This is a genomic window from Bifidobacterium parmae (genome assembly GCF_002860365.1).
Taxonomy (GTDB): Bacteria; Actinomycetota; Actinomycetes; order Actinomycetales; family Bifidobacteriaceae; genus Bifidobacterium; species Bifidobacterium parmae.
In genome coordinates, this window is sequence record NZ_NMWT01000011.1 from 65,127 (window position 1) to 88,448 (window position 23,322).

The 23,322-nt window shown below is 64.8% G+C and carries 14 protein-coding genes and 1 tRNA gene; 7 read left to right on the top strand and 8 right to left on the bottom strand.

Features of this window, described 5'->3' with window-relative positions; translation table 11 throughout:
* Positions 1-49: 49 nt before the first annotated feature.
* The 4 genes from Uis4E_RS05265 to Uis4E_RS12200 form a co-directional block, all read right to left on the bottom strand.
* Positions 50-1,531 carry an aggregation-promoting factor C-terminal-like domain-containing protein gene (locus Uis4E_RS05265; RefSeq protein ID WP_207764550.1) on the bottom strand — a complete coding sequence of 494 codons (1,482 nt, stop codon included), beginning with the start codon at positions 1,529-1,531 and terminating at the stop codon, positions 50-52.
* 262 nt (positions 1,532-1,793) lie between these two features.
* Positions 1,794-1,867: transfer RNA gene (locus tag Uis4E_RS05270), tRNA-Thr, on the bottom strand.
* Positions 1,868-2,064: 197 nt separating this feature from the next.
* Positions 2,065-3,042 (bottom strand): DsbA family protein, encoded by a 978-nt coding sequence (locus tag Uis4E_RS05275; protein ID WP_101622169.1) that lies wholly within the window; start codon positions 3,040-3,042, stop codon positions 2,065-2,067.
* Positions 3,043-3,257: 215 nt separating this feature from the next.
* Positions 3,258-5,522, bottom strand: a complete 2,265-nt coding sequence (locus tag Uis4E_RS12200; RefSeq protein ID WP_423734914.1) for a serine/threonine-protein kinase — start codon at positions 5,520-5,522, stop codon at positions 3,258-3,260.
* 692 nt (positions 5,523-6,214) lie between these two features.
* Here Uis4E_RS12200 and Uis4E_RS05290 point away from each other — a divergent pair.
* Positions 6,215-7,600 carry an ATP-binding protein gene (locus tag Uis4E_RS05290; RefSeq protein ID WP_101622170.1) on the top strand — a complete coding sequence of 462 codons (1,386 nt, stop codon included), beginning with the start codon at positions 6,215-6,217 and terminating at the stop codon, positions 7,598-7,600.
* A 204-nt stretch (positions 7,601-7,804) separates the two neighbouring features.
* Positions 7,805-10,696, top strand: coding sequence for a beta-glucosidase (locus Uis4E_RS05295; RefSeq protein WP_101622171.1), 2,892 nt, complete (start codon positions 7,805-7,807; stop codon positions 10,694-10,696).
* Positions 10,697-10,889: 193 nt separating this feature from the next.
* Here the strand turns inward: Uis4E_RS05295 and Uis4E_RS05300 are convergent, their stop codons facing one another.
* The gene (locus Uis4E_RS05300) at positions 10,890-12,467 is read right to left on the bottom strand and encodes a hypothetical protein (RefSeq protein ID WP_165784858.1); all 1,578 of its coding nucleotides are present in this window, start codon (positions 12,465-12,467) and stop codon (positions 10,890-10,892) included.
* 240 nt (positions 12,468-12,707) lie between these two features.
* Between Uis4E_RS05300 and Uis4E_RS11855 the strand changes: the two genes are divergently transcribed.
* Together Uis4E_RS11855 and Uis4E_RS05310 are read left to right on the top strand one after the other, a co-directional pair.
* Entirely contained in the window at positions 12,708-13,403 is a 696-nt protein-coding gene (locus Uis4E_RS11855) for a response regulator transcription factor (protein WP_165784859.1), read from the top strand.
* Positions 13,379-14,674 carry a sensor histidine kinase gene (locus Uis4E_RS05310; RefSeq protein WP_101622174.1) on the top strand — a complete coding sequence of 432 codons (1,296 nt, stop codon included), beginning with the start codon at positions 13,379-13,381 and terminating at the stop codon, positions 14,672-14,674. Before Uis4E_RS11855 ends, Uis4E_RS05310 begins: the two co-directional genes overlap by 25 nt.
* Before the next feature lie 199 nt (positions 14,675-14,873).
* Here Uis4E_RS05310 and Uis4E_RS11675 read toward each other — a convergent pair whose 3' ends face one another.
* The gene (locus Uis4E_RS11675) at positions 14,874-15,338 is read right to left on the bottom strand and encodes a hypothetical protein (protein WP_133125400.1); all 465 of its coding nucleotides are present in this window, start codon (positions 15,336-15,338) and stop codon (positions 14,874-14,876) included.
* Positions 15,339-15,926: 588 nt separating this feature from the next.
* On the opposite strand from Uis4E_RS11675, the gene Uis4E_RS05315 reads away from it, so the two are divergent.
* Together Uis4E_RS05315 and Uis4E_RS05320 are read left to right on the top strand one after the other, a co-directional pair.
* A complete protein-coding gene (locus tag Uis4E_RS05315) occupies positions 15,927-18,467 on the top strand; it encodes a glycoside hydrolase family 3 C-terminal domain-containing protein (protein WP_101622175.1) in 2,541 nt (846 codons plus the stop codon).
* A gap of 64 nt (positions 18,468-18,531) precedes the next feature.
* Positions 18,532-19,104, top strand: a complete 573-nt coding sequence (locus Uis4E_RS05320; RefSeq protein ID WP_101622176.1) for a GtrA family protein — start codon at positions 18,532-18,534, stop codon at positions 19,102-19,104.
* Positions 19,105-19,112: 8 nt separating this feature from the next.
* Here the strand turns inward: Uis4E_RS05320 and Uis4E_RS05325 are convergent, their stop codons facing one another.
* Together Uis4E_RS05325 and Uis4E_RS05330 are read right to left on the bottom strand one after the other, a co-directional pair.
* Entirely contained in the window at positions 19,113-20,465 is a 1,353-nt protein-coding gene (locus tag Uis4E_RS05325; protein ID WP_101622177.1) for a sensor histidine kinase, read from the bottom strand.
* Entirely contained in the window at positions 20,465-21,205 is a 741-nt protein-coding gene (locus Uis4E_RS05330; RefSeq protein WP_101622178.1) for a LytR/AlgR family response regulator transcription factor, read from the bottom strand. Before Uis4E_RS05330 ends, Uis4E_RS05325 begins: the two co-directional genes overlap by 1 nt.
* Before the next feature lie 361 nt (positions 21,206-21,566).
* Here Uis4E_RS05330 and Uis4E_RS05335 point away from each other — a divergent pair, with 361 nt between their 5' ends.
* A complete protein-coding gene (locus Uis4E_RS05335) occupies positions 21,567-22,694 on the top strand; it encodes an ABC transporter ATP-binding protein (protein WP_101622179.1) in 1,128 nt (375 codons plus the stop codon).
* The last annotated feature ends 628 nt before the right edge of the window (positions 22,695-23,322 follow it).

Below are 23,322 nucleotides of genomic sequence, written 5' to 3' on the forward strand. Positions count from 1 at the left end.
ATGTGGAGCGTGGGATGGGGAGCTGGGTACGGTACCGCGTACGGCGCGATCAGTACCAGCCCTGCTGCTCCCAGATGCGCTTGCAGTTGGTGGGCGTGCCGTAGCGCTGGGCGATGTAGCTCAGACCCCAGTCGATCTGCACGGCGCCGTCGTCCTGCCAGCCGGTGCCCATCTTCGAGCCGGGCAGCGCCTGCGGGATGCCGTAGGCGGAGGAATACGGGTTGGCGGCGTTCCAACGCCAGCCGGACTCCTTGTTCCACAGCCAGACGATCGCGTCCCATTCGGCGCCGGTCCAGCCGCGCTGGGCGGCGGCCGCGGCCGCGTAGGTCTGCGCCTGGGAGACGCTCGGGTGCCACAGACGGCCCGAACCGGAGCTGGAACCGGAGTTGGAACCGGAATTGCTTCCGCTGTTGCCGCTGTTGGAGTTGCCGGAGTTGCTGTTCGACGAGCCGTTGTTGGAGCTGTTGCCGGAATTGTTGGAGTTCGAGTTGCCCGAGTTGCTTCCGGAGTTGTTGGAGCTGTTGCCGGAATTGCCGCTGTTGTTGGAGTTGCCGGAGTTCGAGTTGCTGTTCGACGAATCGTTCTTGTCCTTGTCGGACGTGCTCGGCTTCGTGGACTGGTTCGTGCCGGAATCGGCCTTGCCGCTGCCGGTGTCCTTCTTCGGCTCCTCGACCTTCTCCGGTCCGACCGCGATGATCTGGTCGACCGCGGCCTTCGTCGTCGTCTCGCTGGCGAGCGTCTCGCTCTCCGCGACGCCGTCCACGTAGGTCACGTTGAAGACCTGCTGGATCTCGCCGTTCTGCCCCTGCTGGCGGATCTCGGTCTGACCGGATTCCAGCGAGGAGTCGATGATCGTCTGCGTGGAGTACGGCACCGACTTGGTGCGCGTCTCCTGGCCGTGGGTCACGCGCTTCACGCGCAGGATCGTCTCGGAACCGTCCTCCTCGACGCTGACGCGATCCTCCTTGCCCACGTTGATGCCCTTGGAATCGAGGATGGACGCCGCCGGCAGCTTGCCGTTCGGCGCTTCGGACGACTTGCCGTCCGCGATGACCGTGACCGGTCCCTTCTTGTTGATGACGAGGCCGCCGGTCAGCTGGTTGTAGATGTTGTCGATGTCGACGGTGACCTTCGAGGCCTGCTTCTCGTTCGCCTTGAAGAATCCGATGAGCTGGTCGGCGCTGTCCGCCACCGTCCAGAACGGGATCTCCTCGCCATCCACGTTCACCGTGGTCTGATAGGCGCTGCGCACGGTGACGACCGCGTGGTTGGCGAGCGTGCTGCCGGACGAGGACTGGACGAGATCATGCGTCCTGACGTTGACGCCCTGCTCCTCAAGCAGGCGGTCGACGCTCATCGCATACGTCTGGACCGTCGTCGTCTTGCCGTTCACCGTCAACGCCACCGACTTGCGCGCGGAGAACGCGAACGTCGCCGCACACGCCGCAAGCACCGTCACGACGCACACGGCAACACGGATGCGGCGCAACATCACGAATCGTTGCGGGGTCCATCGCCGTGCCATGTCCATTACCTCGTTTCCCGCCCGTGACCGATCCGGGCGCACTCGGTGCCCATCGTAGCGCACCATCTGCAAAGAAAAAGAAAAAGGGGGCGGGAGAGAAGGGGAAGTTCCCGCCCCCAATACCGGGCCAGGAGATGGTTGGGGGACTCTCCTGCCCTTATGCCTAGGACGCCATAATCGGGGGAAGGCTCCTAGACGACTTACCCGTGTTAAGTATTGCTGCGCGCCCCCGGCGCACCATTAGTATACGCCATTTCCACGCACGACGAGCCTCTTGTCGGGATCGAACCGACGACCTGCCGCTTACAAGGCGGCCGCTCTGGCCATCTGAGCTAAAGAGGCGTGGCGCACGACAGCGTGTCGCACGCGCGAGAACCCAGCATAGCAGTTGTTCGGGATTAACAGAATGCCTCCCGCTCTCCGTGCGGAAGGCCCACTCTCCCATGGTGCGGCAACACACAATCTCCATATCGGCGGAATATGGCCGTTCAGAGCCACCGCACCATGGGGATTTCACCGCACCATGGGATTGAATCGCGTTACTTGCCGGTGGTGACGGAGATCGGCTTGCCGCTGGCGCCGATCGAGGGGAGCTGGCCTTCGACGCCGACCTGGTCGTCGGTGAGTCCCAGCGAGGTGACGAGACCCTCGTTGGAGGTCATGCCCGCGGTGGACAGCGCGTTCATGTCCCAGTACTGGCCGTTGATGCGCACGGTCGGCGTGGTCATCTGGCCCTTGTAGCTGCCGGACACGTTGAACAGTTCGGAACGCTTCGGGTTGTACGTGTCGATCGCGTCCAGCCACGCCGTGTACTTGTCGACGCTCGCGGCGTTCGCGACCTTCTTGGAGACGCCCGCCTTGATCGCCTGCTGGCGCATCTGGTCGTCGGAGGTCTTCACGCCGGAGTTCTCGGCCGGCTGGAAATCGTCGGCGTACATGTTCTGGATGAAGCCGAGGATGTGGCTCGGATCCTTGTCCTGCTCGGCGATGGTGAGCAGCAGGTTCGCGGCGCGCGTTGAATACTTGTCCGGGCTCCACGTGTCGCCGAACGACATCGGATGCAGTTCGAGGTTGATCTGGCCGGCCTCGACGAGCTTGGTGAGCGTCTCGCCGGACGCGCGTTCGAAGTTGCCGCAGCCGGAGCACATGAAGTCCATGTACACCTCGACGGTCGGCACGTCGGCGACCTTCTCGCCCACGCCCTTCTGCGAGACGACGACGCCGCCCTTCTCGTCGGCGACGGACGGCTTGTCGGAGACCTCCTGCAGTTTCGCGTACGCCTGGTCGACGGTCAGGTTCGCGCCCGAGTTCTGCGAGGCGACGTGCGAACGCCAGATCGCGATGCCGGCGACGGCGACGAGCACGGCGACCACGGCGATCACGATCGCGCCGATGATGGTCTGCTGCCTGCGCTCCTTCGCCGCCTGTTCGGCGCGCGCCTTCGCCGCGGCCTCCTCGGCGGCGCGACGGGCGGCGCGGGTCTTGCGCTGTTTCGTGTTGTTCGCTTTCGTGGCCATGCGAGACGATCCTTTCCCAACCACATGTGACGGATACGCGAGCCGGATCCGGCGCGGGCGCGAGAGCCCTTCCCGAACCGACGGTTCGACGGTCTGATGGTCAGTCTAGCCCACGAATCGACATATACGCCCGTCGCTGATTGAACTCCATGTGAACGGCGCGGCTGTGCAACTGCGCGACGGTGGGGCGGCAGTCCGGTCTTCGCCCGTCGCCGTCACCGCCGCATCGCGCCGGCGCCGAGGCGCAGCATGCCGCCGGCGGGCCAGAGCGTGGTGAGGATCCATGCGATCGCTGCCATGCCGGCCAACGCGAGACCGGTGGGGGAGAGCGGGCCGTCGGTCAGCCATGGCAGCTCGTACGGCCACACGCCGTCCGGCAGCGGGACCATCGCCCACGGCAATTGCAGTGCGGCGGCCGCGGCGACCATGCCGGCGAGGTCGATGAGCGCGAACTGCACGGACCTGCCGAGCGCGGCGAACAGGCCCTTCAGCAGATGCCACGGCAATTGGACGACGCGCAACGCGGAATCCGAGCCCTTGCGCATGCCGCCGCGACGGCTTTCTCGTTCGATTTGCGCCTCCGCGCTGTACCCGATGGTGAACAGCAGCCACATGAGCGCCGCGGCCGTGGCGAGGCCGATCAGCGGATGGAACACGGCGGCGATCGCCGGCACGACGGCCATCAGGCACAGGACGGCCACGCCCTGCTCGAGATACCGTCCGCGCCGCGCGTCGGCCGTGTTCTGATGCTGCGGCGCGCCCGACCCCTGCGACGGGCCGCCATACGGCTGGTTCCGGTACTGGCCGGTGAATTGCTGGTCCGGGTAGGCCTGGTCGTACGGCGGCACGACCTGCGGCCGCGGCGGCTCGTACTGCGGCGGCATCGGTTCCAACGGCGGTTGCGTGTAGCCCTGCGTCGGCGGTTGCGGCGGTTGCGCCGGCCGCATCGGTTGTTGCGGTTGCGTCGGCGGCTGCATGTTCTGCGGCATCACCGCGGTCGCCTCCGGCTGCTGACGCAGGAATTCCGGCACGTCGCCCTTCGGTTTCGGCGTCACGACCGGGATGTCGCGCGAGGAGGTCGGCACGTAGGCGGGAGGCAGCGAGGCGCCCGTGCGGTTCGACGCGTCCGCCACGCGCTGCAGCGGCGACTGGCCGTCACCGGCCGTCGCCTCGCGCGCCGCCGCCGCACGGCCGGTCGCCGTGCGCGGCGTGCGGTTCGGGTTCACGGCGGTCGCGGGGATCAACGGCGGAATCGCCGCCTCCTCCGGACCGAGCAGGTCGCTGGGCAGCGTGACCGTGCACTGGTCCGGCGTCAACGCGCGCGTCGCGGCGATCGTGTCGTCGCCGTCGTCGCGCCATGCCGCGCGGCCGGTCGCCGTGCGCGGCGCGGATGACGACGCTGCGACCGTGTTCGTCGATGACGGCGCATCATCGGGACCGAATACCGTGGTCGCCGCATCGGGGCCGCCGTCAAAAGGGTGCATCACCTCGGTCGCGCCGTTGCCGGCTACGGTACCGTCGCCGAATCCCGCATCGTCCCAGTTCATCGGATTGAGCGCATCCAACGCGATCGCGTGGAGCAGCTGGTCGGGCGTGCAGCGTCGGCGCGGATCGGGGTTGAGCGCGCTGCGGAACGCGGCGAGCGTGTGCGCGGGCAGACCGGCGAGGTTCGCGTTGCCGCTCGCCTCGCGCTCCAGCACGGCCATCAGCGGTTTCGTGCCGAACACCGGTTCGCCGGTCGCGGCGAACGCGAGCACGGAGGCGACCGACCACCAGTCCGTCGCCTCGCTCGAATCGGCGCCGTCGATGATCTCCGGCGCGATGAATCCGGGCGTGCCCATCACGAGGCCCGTGCGCGTCACGTGGCTTTCGCCCTCGCCCATCGCGATGCCGAAATCGACGAGCGCCGGGCCGGACGCGGAGACCATCACGTTCGTCGGTTTGATGTCGCGGTGCACGATGCCGGCGGCATGTACCGCGCGCACGGCCTCCATCAGCTTGCGCGCGAGCCGTTCCAGATCATCGCCCACGTACTTGCCGTTCGCGGCGACGTCGTCCTTGAGATTGCGGCCTTCGATGAGTTCGGTGACGATGAACGCGAGGGCGTCGTCGAGCTCCATATCGACGATGCCGCACACGCCCGGATGATTCACCTTCTTCAACGCGAGGGCCTCGCGGCGCAGACGCTCGCGCGGCGTCACGTTCTCCTTGAGGTTCGGGTCCTGCGCGGGGCGGCGGGAGGCGGGGGAACCGGGGGTGCCCGGGCCGCCCGTCGTGCCGTCGCCGGACATGCTGTCGGCCGAACCGTCCTCGGCGAGCGAATCGCGCAGGATCTTCATCGCGTATACCTGACCGCCATCGTCATGCACGCGCCACACCGAACCCATCGCGCCGGAGCCGAGACGGGAGATGAGCGTATAGCCGCCCACCACTTCGCCCGGTTCCAGATTCAACGCCGTCAGATCACTCATACCGCCCATCCTAACCGCGGGGCTGGTATGCCGGTATATATGTGCCGGTCGGCCGTGCCGGGTGGTCGGGGTCGGGTGCGTCGGGGGATGGGATGTGCCGGGCCGGAGTGCTGGGGTGTCGGGAGGGGGGGTATGTCGGAGTGCTGGGGGTGTACCGGCCGGCCAGGCGCATTGCACACCGGCTGCCGGATGTGGGGCGCCGACTCCGAAGGGCTGGCTGCCCGGTCCGGGATCTCATGGGATGCTCGGGTTCCTCGGCGTCGTTTCCGTGCCAAGCTTGGCGTATCGGCGATACTAACGGCCTGCCCAGCGTCGTTTCCGTGCCAAGCATGGTTCGTAGACGACGCTCAGAAGGGCCGTTGCGTCGTTTCCGGCCAGTCCTTGGCATGCAGGTGACGCCGGGAGCGCCGTAAGCGTCGGATTTGCGCCAAGCTTGGCGCGGCGGCGACGCCGGCGGCACTCCCTGCGTCGTTTCCGTGCCAACAGGAGTACGCCGCAGACGGTCCGGCTCCCCGGCATACGGTCATCTCCCTTGTATGAGTCTCGGTATTTGTTGTGCAGGAATGACGTTTTGAACTGCTGTGTTTTGTGCAGAATCAGTGGTTTGAACTTTGGAATTTTGTGCGCTGGTGATGCTTGACGCTAATATTGCCAAGGAATCCGTCAGCATTCTTACTTTGCCGTCGATAAGGAGGATGCGTATGCTGCGACGCAAGATCACCGGTGAACTGCACGCATGGAGGCAGGCGCGTACCGGCAAGGCACTCTTCCTCACCGGCGCACGGCAAATCGGCAAGAGCACCGCGGTACGCGAATTCTCGCATCGTGAATACTCCGTGACCGCGGAAATCAACCTGTATGAGAACAAGGCCGCGGCCAGGGCGCTGGCCCATGCCGATAATGCGCAGGATTTCATCAGTCGTATATCGCTGTTCTCCCATGCGACGCTTATTCCGGGCGAGACCATCATCTTTCTGGATGAGGTGCAGGAACAGCCCGATGTGATGACCATGGTCAAGTTCCTCGTGGAGGATGGCCAGTTCGATTACATCTTGTCCGGCTCGATGCTCGGCACCGAACTCAAGGGCGTGCGTTCGTACCCGGTCGGATCGGTCATCGAGAAGACGATGCGTCCGATGGATTTCGAGGAGTTCTGCTGGGCCATCGGCGTGCAGCCGTCGACCTTGGACATGATCCGCGAGCACTGCATGTCGGGTGAGGCGATTGACCCCCATATCCATCAGGCGATGATGACGAACTTCCGTTCGTATCTGGTGGTAGGAGGAATGCCCGAGGCCGTGCAGGATTTCGTCGATCACTACGGCAATCTCTCCACCGTCCGGGCGCTGCAGAACGAGCTGAACCGCCAATACCGTCTGGACATCTCCAAATACGCGGGCAGCCGGTCCTTGCAGGTGCAGGCGGTCTTCGACCAGATGCCGCTACAGCTCATCGACGGCAATGGCAGGTTCTCCGTATCATCCATCGGCGCGAACGCAAGATACGAGCGCAACCAGCAGGATTTCCTCTGGCTGGTCGATGCAGGCGTCGCACTGAAGACGAACTGCGTGACCGAGCCGAAATCACCGCTCCTACGGACGTCCCAGTCGCCAAAATTCAAGTTGTACCAGTCCGATATCGGCATGCTGATGGCCCGCTACCCGATCACGACGGCACGCGCCGCGTACCTTGCCGACCCCTCGCCCAATCTCGGGGCGCTGTACGAGAACGTCATCGCACAGGAACTCGCCGCGCAAGGCGTGCCGCTCTACTACTACATGGCGAAGAAACACGGTGAGGTCGACTTCATCGCCGACACCGCGGATGGCACGGCCATCCCGTTCGAAGTGAAGTCGGGGCGCAGCTATCGCGTCCATGCGGCGATCGATGCAATACTGAATAACCCCGAATACCGCATCGAACGGGGTGTGGTGCTGTCACGATCGAATGTGGAACGCGATGGGGCCGTGACCTATCTGCCGATATACGCATCCTGGTGCCTGAAGGAGATATGCGGACTGCTTTCGCCCGATGACGACGGGCACGACGACACGGGTTCGTTCTCTTTGACCACGATTCCGGTGTGACGGCCACCATCCCCCATGCGCGCGGGGGATGGGCGGGCATGCAGAATATGCATGCGAAACGACAGGATGGGGCGAACGGGCGATGCGGCCCGCGCCGGTCATGCAGAATCGGGGTAACGACATCGACGGGCGGCCGATCGAAGCCGAAACATCGCCATCGAAGTCGAGATCGCAAGGAAGTAGCAGGATCAAGGAGGAGAACCCATGCTGCAGATCAACATGGCCGACGTGATAGGCGTCATCAATTCGGTGATTCCCTATCTGACAGCCGTAGGTATCCTGTTGGTGCTGGCCATTATCATCACGATCGCCGTCAATAAGAAGACGGTAAAGACTGTGGCCAACCGCAAACTTATTCATTCCGAATCCTGGCTCGTGGCGTTCGTGGGCATCATCGTGGCAGTGTCCATGATGCTTTCCGGCCCGCTGGCCACGCTGCTCAACAACGCCACCGTCACCAAGTACATGCTGTCCGACGACACGGTCGCCGCAGCGAACAAGCTGGCCAAAGATGTGCAGGCTGAAGCTATCACCATGCTGAAGAACGACAACGACACCCTTCCGCTCAAGAGCAAGAAGGTGAACGTGTTCGGTTGGGGTTCCACCAGCCCGGTCTACGGCGGTACCGGTTCCGGTTCCATGTCCGAGCAGTATCCGACCGTCTCTCTGCTCGATGGCATGAAGGAGGCCGGTCTCACCACCAACAGCAAACTGACCAAGCTGTACACCGATTACCGCAAGGATCGCCCGGAAGTGGGTATGTGGGCGCAGGACTGGACTCTGCCTGAAGTGCCGGCCGACCAGTACTCTGATTCCCTGATTTCTGAGGCCAAGTCCTTCTCGGACGAGGCGGTCGTGGTCATCACCCGTGTGGGCGGCGAAGGCGCCGACCTGCCGATGAATATGAAGGCTGATGGCATCACCTACAAGAACAACTCCAAGGATTACGACGATTTCAAGGACGGCGAAGGCTTCCTTGAGCTGAGCCAGACCGAACGCAACATGATTGATCTGGTGACCAAGAACTTCGACAAGGTGACGCTCGTCTACAACGGTGCCAACACCTTCCAGCTCGACTTCCTTTCGGATTACCCGCAGATTCAGTCCGTGCTGTGGTGCCCGCCTGCCGGTCAGACCGGCTTCTCCGCCCTCGGCGAAGTGCTCGCTGGCGAGGTGAACCCGTCCGGCAAGACCTCCGACACCTTCTTGAAGGATCTCGACAAGAATCCGTCCACCAACAACTTCGGCGACTTCGACTACGACAATGTGGACGATTTGGCCGTTGAGGTGATCGACGACCGCACCGGTAGCAAGCTGCACGTTTCCCCGACCTTTGTGAACTACTCCGAAGGTATTTACGTGGGTTACAAGTTCTATGAAACCGCTGCCGATGAGGGTTTGATCAACTATGACGATTTGGTTCAGTACCCATTCGGATATGGTCTGAGCTACACCACCTTCGAGCAGAAGATGGGTGATGTTTCCTACAAGAACGGCAAGGTCAGCTTCGATGTGACCGTGACCAACACCGGCGACAAGACCGGCAAGGATGTGGTCGAGGCGTACTACAACCCGCCATACACCAACGGTGGCATCGAGAAGGCTTCCGTGAACCTGGCCGCCTTCGAGAAGACCAAGGAGCTGAAGCCCGGCGAATCCGAAACCGTGAAGATCTCCTTCGACGACGATGATATGGCCTCCTACGACGAGCACAACGCCAAGGCCTGGGTGCTGGAGCAGGGCGATTACGAGATTTCGTTGCAGTCCGACTCCCACACCGTGATTGACTCCGCCACCGTGAACGTGCCGAAGACCATCACCTACAATTCCGAAGACAACACCCATGACGGCGACAAGATCGTGGCCACCAACCAGTTCCAGAACGCCGAGGGTGACGTGACCTACCTCTCCCGTGCCGACCACTTCGCCAACTACGCCGAAGCCACCGCTGCGCCGACCGACTTCAGCATGAGCGACAAGATCAAATCCGAGTACACCAACAACGGCAACTATGATCCGGCCGAGCACAACAACGATTCCGACGAGATGCCGACCACCGGTGCCAAGAACGGTGTGAAGCTCTCCGACCTGTACGGCAAGGATTACGACGACCCGCAGTGGGACAAGCTGCTCGACCAGCTGACCTTCGACGACATGGATTCCTTGATCGCCAACGGCGGCTACGGCACTCCGGCCGTGACCTCCGTGGGCAAGATCCAGGTGACCGACGCCGACGGCCCCGCCTCGCTGAACAACAACTTCACTGGCATCGGCTCCATCGGCTTCCCGGCCTCCACCGCATTCGCCTGCACCTGGAACAAGGATCTCGCCAAGCGGTTCGGCGAGATGATCGGCGATATGGCGCACGATATGCACGTGGCCGGCTGGTATGCTCCGGCTATGAACCTGCACCGCAACGCCTACGCAGGCCGTACCTTCGAGTACTTCTCCGAGGACTCCCTGCTCTCCGGTGTGATGTCCGCCCAGCAGATTGCCGGCGCTCGCGAGAAGGGCGTGTACTCCTTCATGAAGCACTTCGCCCTGAATGAGCAGGAGACCAACCGCACGATGACCCTGACCACCTGGGTCAGCGAGCAGGCCATGCGTGAAACCTACCTGCGCCCGTTCGAGATGAGCGTCAAGGAGGGCGGTGCCCAGGCTGTGATGAGTGCGTTCAACTACGTGGGCCCGACCTACGCCGCTGCCTCGCCCAACCTGCTCAACACCGTGCTGCGCGATGAATGGGGCTTCCGTGGCTTCGTCCTGACCGACTACTTCCGTGGCCGCGGCTACCAGGATGCCGATCAGGAGATCCGCAACGGCAACGACTCCATGCTCGCCACCACCGTGACCACCAATCACGTGAGCGACAAGTCCGCCACCTCCGTCAAGGCCATGCGTACCGCCGCCCACAACATCCTGTACACCGTGGCCAATGGCTGGCAGTACGCCAACGGAGAGCCTGAGGTTGAGACCCCGATCTGGAAGACCGCCATGTACGTGGTCTGGGGCGTGACCGCCGTCCTCGCGATCGGCCTTGAGGTCCTCGCCATCAAGCGCTACCTCGCCCGCCGCGCCGCGAAGGCCGCGAAGTAGCCAGCGGCCCTCGGCCCCCTCTGGCGGTCGAGCTGTCAGCCACAGACTGATCGAGGGAGAGAAGCGGCCGCAGGCTGCGGGAGACGCAGTATCGGTTACTAGTCGATGCGCTCCCGCCGCCTGCGGCCGCTTCGTCGCTTCTCAAAATCTTTGAGAAGTTGTGTGCATAGGCCGTTCTCTCGCGTGCTACGTCTCACCAGTCCGTTCGCCGGCGCACGATCATGATCGTCACGATCAGCAGCGCCGCGACGGCGACTACGATGGCGATCGTCGTCGTGCCGAGTGGCCGTCGCCCGTCGTCGCCCGTGGTCGACCGGCTCACGGATTCCGTGGTGAACGGGGAGACGTCCATCGCGAGCAGCGCGGCCGGCCGGGCGGAACCGGCGGCCGGGGCGAGCAGCACGTACCAGACGCCGCCGTCCTGCGAGAACGTCCAGCCGGCCGCGCGGTCGAACGTCGAGCCGGAACGACCGGAATCGTCGGAACCGTCGTTCCTCTCGAACGCCAGCGTGCGCGTGACCGTGGGGTCGTTCCTGTCGAACGTGTTCACGCGGAGTGCGATCGCGTCGCCCGCAGTCCCGTTGTTCGCCGCGCCACTTCCGTCACCAGTTCCATCGCCGCCGCGGTCGATCGAGTACAGCAGCGTGCCGTCCGGATTGATGGCCGAGACGAGATCGCCCGCGTCCAGCCACTGCATGGTGCCTTCGTCGACGACGAGTCTGCCGTTCGTCATGCCGACGAGCAGGCGTGCGCCGTTCGGCGCGAGCAGGATGCGGTCGATTGGCAGGTGCCGTTCGAACATCGTGCGCACCACCGTCGTCCCACTCGAATCCGAGACGGAATCCGAGCCGGCATCAGAATCCGATCCGGGCTCATAGGCGTCGACGTCGATCGCCAGCACCCGCGAATCGGCGGTGCCCACGTACAGCGCGTGGCGGTCCGCTGTCCCGGTGGCGTAGACGGTCGGCGACACGTCGTCCGCGATGTCGTCCATCACGCCGGTGGCGACGTCGACCGCCATCAGACGCAACGATTGTCCGGCGGCAGCATCGTCGTCGGTGTCAGAGCCTCCGCCCGTATCGCCACTACCGTCCGTATCGTCGACGCCGACGAACCATACCGTCCCGGCCGAGTTCGTCGTGTACGGCGTGACGTCGCGGATCACGCCGGTACCGGCGTTGGTACCGGCGTCGTCGGCGTATCGCAGCGGGACGGCGGCGACGTTCTCGCCGCCTGCCGCCGCGAACGTGCGCAACGTCCACGAGCGTGACGTGCCGGTGCCGCCGGTATCGTCGCGTTCGATCACGCCGATGCGTTCGCCGTCCGGGGACAGCATGTAGTCGCTCCCGGTCGAGGGATGCAGCGTGGTCGCGAGATCGTCGACGCCGATCGCGGCGACGCCGTTCCTGCCGTTGACGAGCATCGTCGCGCCGTCCGGTGTGAACTCGACGTGCGGCCGGGACGTGGCGAAACCGCCGTCCACCTGCGCGGTGCCGTCCGCGGACAGGTCCGTGATGCGAATCCGGCAGACAGCGCCGCCTTTGTCGATCGCGAACAGGAACTGGCCGCCGGGAGCGGACGTCAGCGCGATCGGATCGTCGCTGAGGCAGGAGGCGTCGCGCAGCGTCGTGACGGGAAGCGTTCCAATGCGGTCAATCGCCGATGCCGCGGAAGGCGCGGCTGCGCAGAGCGCGACCGCGGTGCAGAAGGCGAGCGTGGAGCGCATCAACGTGCGCGCCGTCGCCGGAAGATGCGTGTCATGGCCGAACATGGGAGGACTCCTTCATCGTCCGTCGTTTTCGTTGTCTCAACCGGATGCCGTATCCGTGATTCCAGCGTATCCGCGGCCGGCCGTGCCGCCGTCGCATACGCCCGAAGGCATCAACGTTTGTCGTTGGCGGCGGCTGCCGTCGCCAGTGCCGAAACCCGCCGTCAACGTTTGATGATGAACCGTCGCGCGCACGGCGCAGGCGCCCGTCATCACGCCGGAATCGGCGATACACTGCGGATTATGGAATGGTCCGATGAAGTACGTGGAAACGATGGCGGCGGGGCGGTCGTCTCGGTCGGCATCGTCGACAACGACGCCATCACCCTGTACGCGCTGCGCGCGATCATCCCGCGGATGCCGGGCATGCGGCCGGCGTGGGAGGCGACGACCGGTCGGGAGGCGTTCATCCGATGCGTGGAGGACGACGACCGTCCCGACGTGCTCCTGGTCGACATGGGGCTCGCGGACATGCCCGGCCCGCTGCTGTGCCGTCTCATCCGGTCCGCCGCGCCGCGTCCGCCGATGCTCGCCATCACCTCGTACCCGATCGAACTGTACGCGTCGGACGCTGCCGAGGCGGGAGCGCAGGGCATCATCGGCAAAACGGACATGCGCGACCTGCAACGGGCGATACGGATCGTGGCCGCCGGTGGAACGGTGCCGTCGCAGGCCGCGTCCGACGTGCGTTTCGACGATGCCGGGACGGCGTTCCGACGTATCCGCCGCACGCCTGCCGAACCGGCGGCGACACTGACATGGCCGGAGATGGAAGTGCTCAACCTGAGCGCGCAGGGGCTCAACCTCAACGAGATTGCGCGACGGCTCGGCGTCCAGCCGCCCACCGCGCGATCTCACGCACGGCACGCACGCATCAAACTGAACGCACGGACGTTGGGGGAGGCGCTGGTCAAATGGAATCAGGCGAAACGGCGCTGAGACCGGTCGACGACGATCTGGCCGTCCACGGTGTGCGATGGCGCGCGCTGCTCGGCTGCCTGACCATGCTCGCCACCGCTCTCGCCTGGTGGATGGACGCGGACACGGTGTTCGCGGGTTTCGCACCTTCCGTGGGTTCCGTGGTTTCCGCGGTCGTCGCGCTCGCCGCCGTGCAGGTGGTCGCGTTGGTGGCGTTCGTATGGCTGCCGGTTCCCGCCTGCGTGCTGTGCGTCGTCGACTATCTGATCGCGGCGTTCGTCCCCGGCGGGCAGCCGGACGTGCTGAGTCTGGGCGTGATGCTGTGCGTCGGGTATTTGTCGTACCGGCTGCGCACGTGGGCGGCGCTCTGCGGTCTGCTGGTGGTCTGGATGGGGCAGGGCGCGTCGGCGGTGATGTCGCGTGCGCCGGTGGAGCGCCTCGGCACGGTGTTTCTCATCAACACGGCGGCGTTCATGGTCGGCACGGCGTTCGCCTACCGCGGCAGGCTCTCCCGCGAGCGACGTCTCGCGGACAAGTTGCGTGCGGCCGGCGCACTGCACGACGCCGTCACCGGGGAGCTGTCCGCGATCGCGCTGCTGTCGCAGAGCGCGGGAGAAGAGGATAGCGGTGACGCCGACGGTGCGCGTGGTCGCGTTGGTTCGGATGATTCCGGTGATTCGGGGGATTCCGGCGACGAACGTGCGTTGATGAGGGACATCAACCGGCTGTCCCTCGCGGCTTTGGACAACACCCATGAGGTCATCCGCCTGCTGTCCGAGGCCGATGGAACGTCGGCGGGCGCGGCAGGCGTGGTGACTGCGTCGGGTGCGGCCGTGTCGGCCGCGTCGGATGTCGCCCGGTATTTCAGACGTCAGGAGCGACGGCTGCGGAATCTGGGATTCCGCGGGACGATGACGGTGGACGTCGACGGCGGCCGGATCGCTCCGGGCATGGCGCGGCTGATCCGCGCGTGCGGCAAGGAAGTATGCGCCAATATCGCCCGTCATGCGGATGCGTCGGTGCCGTACCGTCTGACGGTGCGATGCGAGGGCGCCCCTGACGGCAGCGACATCATCATCGAGCAAAGCAACGGCGTCGCGGGCCATGTCGCCGGTGACGGCGTGCGTGACGGTGCTGGCGTGCCTGCCGGCACCGCCGCACACGCCGGACGCCCGACGCTGCGATCGGGCTTCGGCCTCGCCCTCCTGCGCGAACAGGTCGAACGCCACGGCGGCACCCTGTCCCACGAAACCCGCAACGGGACCTGGCATATCCGCATCCGGCTGCCCTGATAGTCAGGGACGGAGACGGAATGCGTCGGTGGCTCAATCAGCTCAATCGGATTGCATTGTATTTCCGTAGAGAGGTGAAAGCATGGCAATAGGAGCCTTTCTCGTAGTTGTTCGGGTATGGGCCGCGAACAGGGCTCCAAGTCCATCCATCTCCGCCACGGTAATACTGAGTCCTGATTTGTCCTGCATATCCTCCGGGTCAGACGAGAGAAACTCCAGTGGATGAGGAGTATCCCATGGCCGTGGATGAGGTATAGGTGCCGGTACCTCCCCAGCATTGATATGTGTAGCTATTGCCAAGGGAACCGGGAAGATGCGAGGTGACGACCTTGTAATTGCCGCTACCGCAAATACTTACCATTCCCGGAGATCTTGTTTGCTTGGTATACTGCGGGTTTTGCCATGTCGGCTGGAGTTCGAGAGATCCGCCGATATATCCTTCCCAACCCTCGTCGGTTGAGGTATTGGTAAGTTTGGTCGATACCGTTGCGATGACTGCATCGAGCACTTCCGAATTAGTGATGTAACCTTCTTCCAGCAGGTGGATTGTGTCTCTTGAATCAGAGGGCATCGCATATGCGCTGTCGACTGATATGGCTAATCCGAAAACGGCCATGACTATTGTCATGGCTCCAGCGCCAATGGTTTTAGCTAGATGTTTCATCAAGGTACTCCTTCTATTTGGAATGCGGCATTGCATTCGTTTCAAAGGTATCCGTATTTGTTAGTAGGTTTGCTGCTCTTATGGGATGTTCATCATCAAACGTGTACTGACTCGTGCAGAATGGACTGTTGAGAAGTTACCCCATGATATTGCTCAGGAATTCTGGAGAAGCATAGGTCGTGGGCCTCCACCAACGTGGCGTTGATTATGTCGCCCGCGCCTTTTTCCGGGAGTCATTTGAGAAGCGACGTGGCCGAATCATTTCGCGGGGCCACGAGTCGGCGAAACGAGCGGGGCATCATACGTCGTATCCGTTTCGCTGAGAGGCCATCGCGAACCGGATGGGGCGGCGAGTGTCTCGATCGTTTCGCTAGTGCGAAACGGATGGGATGGCGTGTGTCTCGATCGTTTTTCGCGGGGGAGGGGCGGTACGAAACGGATGGGATGGCTGATGCCTAAATCGTTTCGCTGCCTGCCGCATGCCATTCGTGCGGGGGAAACGACAGGTTGTGTGCGCGCCGCCCCGCGCGCCAGCGAATCCTGATTGAATCGAATCAACGGCGATGAATCACTGCAAGGGAGAGTGACATGGAACTCGAAGAGCTTTCGGTGGCCGAGAAGGCGGCGATGCTGTCCGGCGGATCCGAATGGGATTCGCGCGGCAACGACCGCGCCGGCGTGCCCAGCTTCGTGATGAGCGACGGCCCCCACGGCGTGCGGCGCCAGCTCGGCGAAGGCGACCATCTGGGACTCGGCGCCTCCAAGCCAGCCACCTGCTTCCCGACCGCCGGCACCGTCGCCGGCTCGTGGGATCCGGCGCTCGCCGAGCAGATGGGCGAGGCGCTCGGCCGCGAGGCGCACGACCTCGACGTGAACGTGCTGCTCGGCCCCGGCCTCAACATCAAGCGCAATCCGCTGTGCGGCCGCAACTTCGAGTACTACTCGGAGGATCCGGTCGTCGCCGGCCGCATGGCCGCCGGCCTCATCCGCGGCATCCAGTCGAACGGCGTGGCCGCATGCCCGAAGCATTTCGCGGTCAACAGCCAGGAGCTGCGCCGCCAGGCCTCCAACTCGGTCATCGACGAGCGCACGATGCGCGAGATCTACCTGACCGGCTTCGAGATCGCCGTGCGCGAGGCCGCGCCGATGACGATCATGACCTCGTACAACGAGATCAACGGCGTCTACGCGCACGAGAACAAGCATCTGCTGCAGGACATCCTGCGCGACGAATGGGGCTTCGACGGCATGGTCGTCTCCGATTGGGGCGGCTCCAACTCGGCCGTCGCCGCCGTCAAGGCGGGCGGCTCGCTCGAAATGCCGAGCCCCGGATTCACGTCCGTGCGCGAACTCGAAGGCGCGGTCAAGGCCGGCACGCTCGACGAGGCGGACCTCGACGCCCGCGCCCGCGAGGTCGCGAAGGTCGCGGGCCGCACGCGCCTCGACGGCGTCGGCCGCGACGACCTGCTCGACGAATCCGTCATCAAGGCGCACCACGAGGTCGCGCGCCGCGTCGCCGAAGGTTCGATGGTCCTGCTGAAGAACGACGCCGTCGGTACGCCTGCCGCCCCCATCCTTCCGCTCAAGCCGGGCACGCGCGTCGCCGTCGTCGGCGACATGGCGAAGACCCCGCGGTTCCAGGGATCCGGCTCGTCCAAAGTGAACGCCACGCGCGAGGAGAACATCCTCGACGAACTCGGCAAGCTCGCCGGCGCGTCCGACGACACCGCCGTCCCCACCGTCGCCGGCTACGCGCCCGGCTACGACCGTCAGGGCGCCGTGAAGCCGGAGCTCGTCCGCGAGGCCGTCGACCTCGTCTCGCGCGACGACGTGGACGTCGCGCTCGCCGTCGTCGGACTCGACGAGCGCAGCGAATCGGAAGGCCTCGACCGCGAGACGATGGCCATCCCGCAGGCGCAGAACGATCTGGTCGCCGCGCTCGCCACGACCGGCAAGCCGGTCGTCGTCGTGCTCGTCGCCGGCTCCCCGGTCGAACTGCCGTGGCACGACGACGTCGCCGCGATCCTGTACGTCGGACTGTCCGGACAGGCCGGCGCGTCCGCCACCGTGCGCGCGCTCACCGGCAAGGTCAATCCGTCGGGCCATCTCGCCGAGACGTGGCCGATGCGCTACGACGACTGCCCGTCCGCCGGCTGGTACCCGGCGACCGGCCGCGACGCGGTCTACCGTGAGGGACCGTTCGTCGGCTACCGCTACTACGGGACCGCGGGCGTGCCCGTCCGCTTCCCGTTCGGCTACGGACTGAGCTACGCCGCGTTCACGATGACGGGACTCGTCGCCGACGAGACCGGTGTCACCGTGACCGTCTCCAACGATTCCGACGTGGCCGGCGCGACCGTCGTCCAACTGTATGTGAGCGGCCCGTCGCGCGGCGCGGCGGACACGCGCGCCGGCGCGGACGGCACGCACGCCGCCGCCGGCGTGCTGCGTCCCGCGCGCGAGCTCAAGGGATTCGCGAAGGTGACGCTCGCCGCGCACGAGACGCGCGACGTGCGCATCGACTTCGACCGGTACACGTTCCGCCACTTCGACGCCGCCGCGCGCGACGGCGCCGGCGCGTGGCGCGTCGAGTCGGGCGTGTGGACGCTGTCGGTCGGCTTCGACGCCGAGACGTTGCCGTTGAGCGAGTCGTTCGCCGTCGCCGGCGACGTGGACGCGACCGGCCCCGACCCCGCGCTCGGCCACTATCTGATCGGCGACGTCACGCACGTGACCGACGCCGAGACGGCCGCGCTGTTCGGCTACGACGTGATCGCGCAATCCGGACGTGGCGGCAAGCCGACGACGTTCGGCATCAACGACCCGATCTCGAGCTGGAGCGGTTCGCGCGGATTCATCGCGAGGACCGTCGCGAACACGCTCAAGAAGCGCGAGGCGAGCGTGCGTGAGAAGACCGGCGCGCCCGACCTCAACACGCTGTTCATCCTCAACATGCCGCCGCGCGCGATGAGCAAGATGACGCAGGGCATGGTCGATTCGGCCATGGTCGACGCGATCGTCGAGATCGGCAACGGGCACACGTTCCGTGGGGCCTGCTCGCTCATCGGGGCGTACTTCCGCAACCGATCCGCCAACAGGCGCATCGCCGGGGAGATCGACCATGCGTGACGGTCGACAGTCCCGAACACCAAGCACCCCAACCGTTTCCCACGCCGAAGGAGCATCCACGACCATGTCCCAGACCGAACCGGACATCACCCTGACCGCGCAGGCCGCCGAGCCGACCGACGCCGCATCCGCGCCCCGCGGCCCGATCCGCCGTTGGATCGCCGCGCATCCGACGATCTGGGAGTTCATCCTGTTCAACGTGCTGTCGAACATCTCCACGATCGCGCGATTCGTGGTCACGTGGATCGGCACCGCCGTGTTCGTCGCCGCGCTCGGGCTCACCGCGCCGTTCCACTTCCTGATCTTCAACTACCCGGAATCCGGCAACGGCGTGGGCGGCTTCCTCACCTTCCTCACCGCCGAGGTGCTCGCGCAGGTCGTGAACTTTTTCGTGCAGATGAAGTGGGTGTTCAAGTCCGATTCCAGCTTCCACGACGCAGCATGGAAGTACGCGATCCTCGCCGTCGTGATCGTCGTCGTGAACCTCGTGCTGCCCGGCTACGTGACCGCGCTGTGCCAGGGTTGGGGCATGAACGCGGGGCTGGCCGGCACGATCGCCTCCGTCGTGAACACGCTGCTCGCCGTCGTCGTCAGCTACCCGATTCTCAAGTTCTGGATCATGCCCAAGACCAAGTAGCGCCGGACTCACCGTCCCGGAATCAGGACGGTGAGGGTGAACCAGTGGTCTTCGGCGTTGATCGACACTTCGCCGCCGTACTGGGCGGCGATGTGCCGGATCGACTTCACGCCGAACCCGTGGCCGGTCGCATTGCGTTTCGTGGTGCGCAGATTGCCGGCCGCATCCTTCTTCAGCACGGCGTCGTAGTAGTTCTCCACGCGGATCACCGTGAACGCGCCCTGCCGGTAGAGGGCGAGCCGGATCAACCGTCGTTCCGGATCGTCCAATCGCGACGTCGCCTCGATCGCGTTGTCCAACGCGTTGCCGAACAACGTCGCGATGTCCATCGAACTCATGCCCGCGGCGCCCAGCAGCGCGCCGTCCGCGACCGCCGTGAACGTGATCCCGCGCTCCTCGCACACGCGCGTCTTCGTCGTCAGAATCACGTCGAGCACCGGATTGCCGGAATGCTGCTGCGCACTGTACTCGGCGACCGAACGCTCCAACTGCTCGAACCCCGCCGCCGCATGCTCCGGATCGACCTCGGCGCGCAACGCGGCGATCTGATGCTTGAGATCGTGCGCGAGCCGCCCGATCGACTCCAGATTCTCCTTCGACGCGAGATACTCCTGATGCTGGCTCTCCAACTGCGCGTTGATGGAGGCGAGCTCCGCGCTCGCCTCCATCCGCCGCGCCTGCTCCTGCTGCGCGTACAGGATCGCGAACCCGCAGAAGTCGACGAGCGTGCGGATGTAGAACACCTCCTGGCCGATCTTGCCGGAGAACGGCGTGTTCGTCGACACGAAACTCAGATTGCTCATCGCGAACGTCACCACGGTGATCGCCACCGTGCCCACGGCCAGCTGCGCACTGACCGTCATCGGCGCGGACTGGCTGAAATTGCGCCGTTCCACCGCCCACGCCGCGGCGAAGCAGACCGCGTACACGCCGATCAGGATCAACGTCGCGAACGGCTGTCGCGGCGCAAGCCCCACGCCGTACGCGAGGAACGTCGAAATCTGCCAGTGCAGCGACGCGACCAGCTCGGCGAGCACGAACGCGCGCGCCGTCACGTACAGTCCCTCGCGTTTGCCGCCGCCGCTGCCGCGCCACACGATCAGCCACATGCAGCCGAACGCGAGCAGCATGCCGAGCGTCCAGAACCACAACGGCATCGCGCCGGCCAGATACTGCACGCCGATCATCGCCGCCAATCCGACCGCCGCGACCGCCGCCGTGCGCCGCAAGGCCACGCGGCGGTGGATCACGGCGAGATAGGTGACGCACGCCGCCCACTCGCAGATTGCGGTGAACAGGCGTGGGATGTCCGGCATCGCGTTTGTGATCGTCGCGCCGTCGAACGCGCCAAGCCCGCCCATCACGCGCCGCCCGTGCCGCCCATGTACGCGGCGAGCGCCGTCATGAACGCCTTCTTGCGCGGACGGCTCACGCGCAGCATCTCGCCGTTCGACATCACGCAGTCCTGATCCGCCATGCCGGTCACGTGGCGCAGGTTCACCAGATAGCAGGAGTTCGACCGGAAGAAATCATGCTCCGCCAGCCGCTCCTCATACGATTTGAGCGTGCCCGTCACCGACAGTTTGCCGCCGAGCGTGTGGATGATGATCGTGTGCCGGATCGACTCGACGTACAGCACGTCGGCGAGTTCCAGCCGCTGCTGCGCGCCGCCCGCGTCGATGAGGATCGTCGCGTCGGCGCGGCGCCGCACCATGTCGATCGACCGTTTCAGTTCCTGCTTGAACGCGAACCACGGCACCGGTTTGAGCAGATACGACAACGCTCCGACCTGATACCCGTTGATCGCGTACTGCGGCGCCGCGGTGATGAACACGATGACGACCGCGTCGTCGCGTTCGCGGATGCGCCGCGCCGCCTCCATGCCGTCCATGCCCGCTATCTCGATGTCGAGCAGGAGGATGTCGTAGACGGGCGCGTACCGTTCGACGATCTTCGCGCCGTCGTCGAACACGGAGACGGTGAAGCGCACGCCGTCATGCCCGGCCTCCGCGCTTTCGCTCTGGTAGCGGTTGAGATAGTCCAGGACCGTCTGGCAGGCCGAAGCGTCGTCCTCGACCACTCCGATTCTGATGTCGCGCATGACCAACCTCCCTGTCTTGCGTGGGCGCCTTGTGCGGGCCTCCGCCTTCCGATTGTATCGGGCGCGCCCGCGCCGCGCCGGGAGGCGCCTTGTGCGAGCGGCCGTGTTGGTCATCGCGTGGGGAAACGCCCATGCGAAAGCGTTTTCCTTGCGTGAGCGCGAACACCGTGTATAGTGAGCGGCAGGTTCGACGGGAACGATTCCGCCGGTCCTGATAAGTAAACGCTGAGGTTTGCAGATCGTCATCGTATCGCAGCGATGCGGCGGGGCGACGAACGGATCACGGCATAGCAACCAACCGAATAATCCCTTTACAACGGATCGTGAGGCACGTACCTGCCTCTGAAAGGATTGAACAACCATGGCTGAAGTCATTTTCGACCACGTCACCCGCATCTACCCGGGCAACGACAAGCCCTCCGTGGATGATCTGAACCTCGACATCAAGGATGGCGAATTCCTCGTCCTCGTCGGCCCGTCCGGCTGCGGCAAGTCCACCACCCTGCGCATGCTCGCCGGCCTTGAGGAGGTCAACAAGGGCCGCATCCTCATCGGTGATAAGGACGTCACCACCATGCAGCCGAAGGACCGCGACATCGCCATGGTGTTCCAGAACTACGCGCTGTACCCGCACATGACCGTCGCCGACAACATGGGCTTCGCCCTGAAGATCGCCGGCACCCCGAAGGAGGAGATCCGCAAGCGTGTCGAAGAGGCCGCGAAGATCCTCGACCTGACCGAGTACCTCGACCGCAAGCCGAAGGCCCTGTCCGGCGGCCAGCGTCAGCGCGTCGCCATGGGCCGCGCCATCGTGCGCAAGCCGAAGGTGTTCCTCATGGACGAGCCGCTGTCCAACCTCGACGCCAAGCTCCGCGTCCAGACCCGTACCCAGATCGCCGCCCTGCAGCGTCAGCTGGGCGTCACCACCCTGTACGTGACCCACGACCAGACCGAGGCGCTGACGATGGGCGACCGCATCGCCGTCATCAAGCTCGGCAAGCTGCAGCAGGTCGGCGCCCCGACCGAGCTGTACGACCGCCCGGCCAACGTCTTCGTCGCCGGCTTCATCGGATCCCCGTCGATGAACATCAACGTGCACCCGGTCGTCAACGGCAAGGCGCAGATCGGCGAGGACACCATCGACCTGCCGGCCGAGGCCGTCGACAAGCTCACTCCGGAGGACGGCGGCAAGATCGTCGTCGGCTTCCGCCCGGAGGACGCTTCGCTGGCCCCGTCCGACGATCCGAACGCCTTCTCCCTGAAGGTCGTCAACGTCGAGGATCTCGGCTCCGACGGCTTCATCTACGGCAACATCATCACCGACGGCTCCGCCGCCGAGGAGGCCCAGGTCATGTCCGACCAGAACAAGCTCACCACGGTCCGTGTGAACCCGCGTGCGCTGCCGAAGGTCGGCGAGACCGTCAAGATCAAGATCGATCCGGCCAAGATGCACCTGTTCGCCCCGTCCACCGAGGACCGCATCAACTGACGCGGTTCCCTCCGGTCCGATCCAGGTTTCTCGGCCCCTCCACGAAACTGGGGGAGAGAGAAGACCGACTACGACCAAGGACCGCCCATATAAGACTTGGTCGGATCGCGGCAATTGCGCCGCCTGATCCGGCCAACCATGTCAACGAGACGTTTCTCTTCCTCTCTACCGCGTCTCGTTGGGGAAAGCCCCGCTACGAAGCGGGGCTTTCTTTGTTCATGGCGCGTTCATGGGGACGTGTGAGGCGCGTTCACGGGATGAGACGGGTTCGTCCGGGCCGTTCCCGTGTCGAGACGCAGCAAGCGCCCCGGTCGCATACGTCGCGGACGGAGGTGCCCGGACCGTTCCCGCGCCGAGGCGCAAATTATCCCGGGAATCCTCCGCTTGCTCCGGGATTGATTGCACTGACCACTTCCCAGCGCAAATTATCCCGGAAAACTGCCGCTTGCTCCGGGATTTCTTGCACTCAGCTCGACTCAGTGCACATATTCCCGGACGAAAGGGCCGATTCCCGGGTTTTCTTGCGCGGCTGGCTGTGCGGTGCGGGCCATGGTTGTTCATGAATGCATGAATGTATGCATTTGTGCATCAATTGCTGTACAAATGGTTGAATTGATGAAAGAATGGC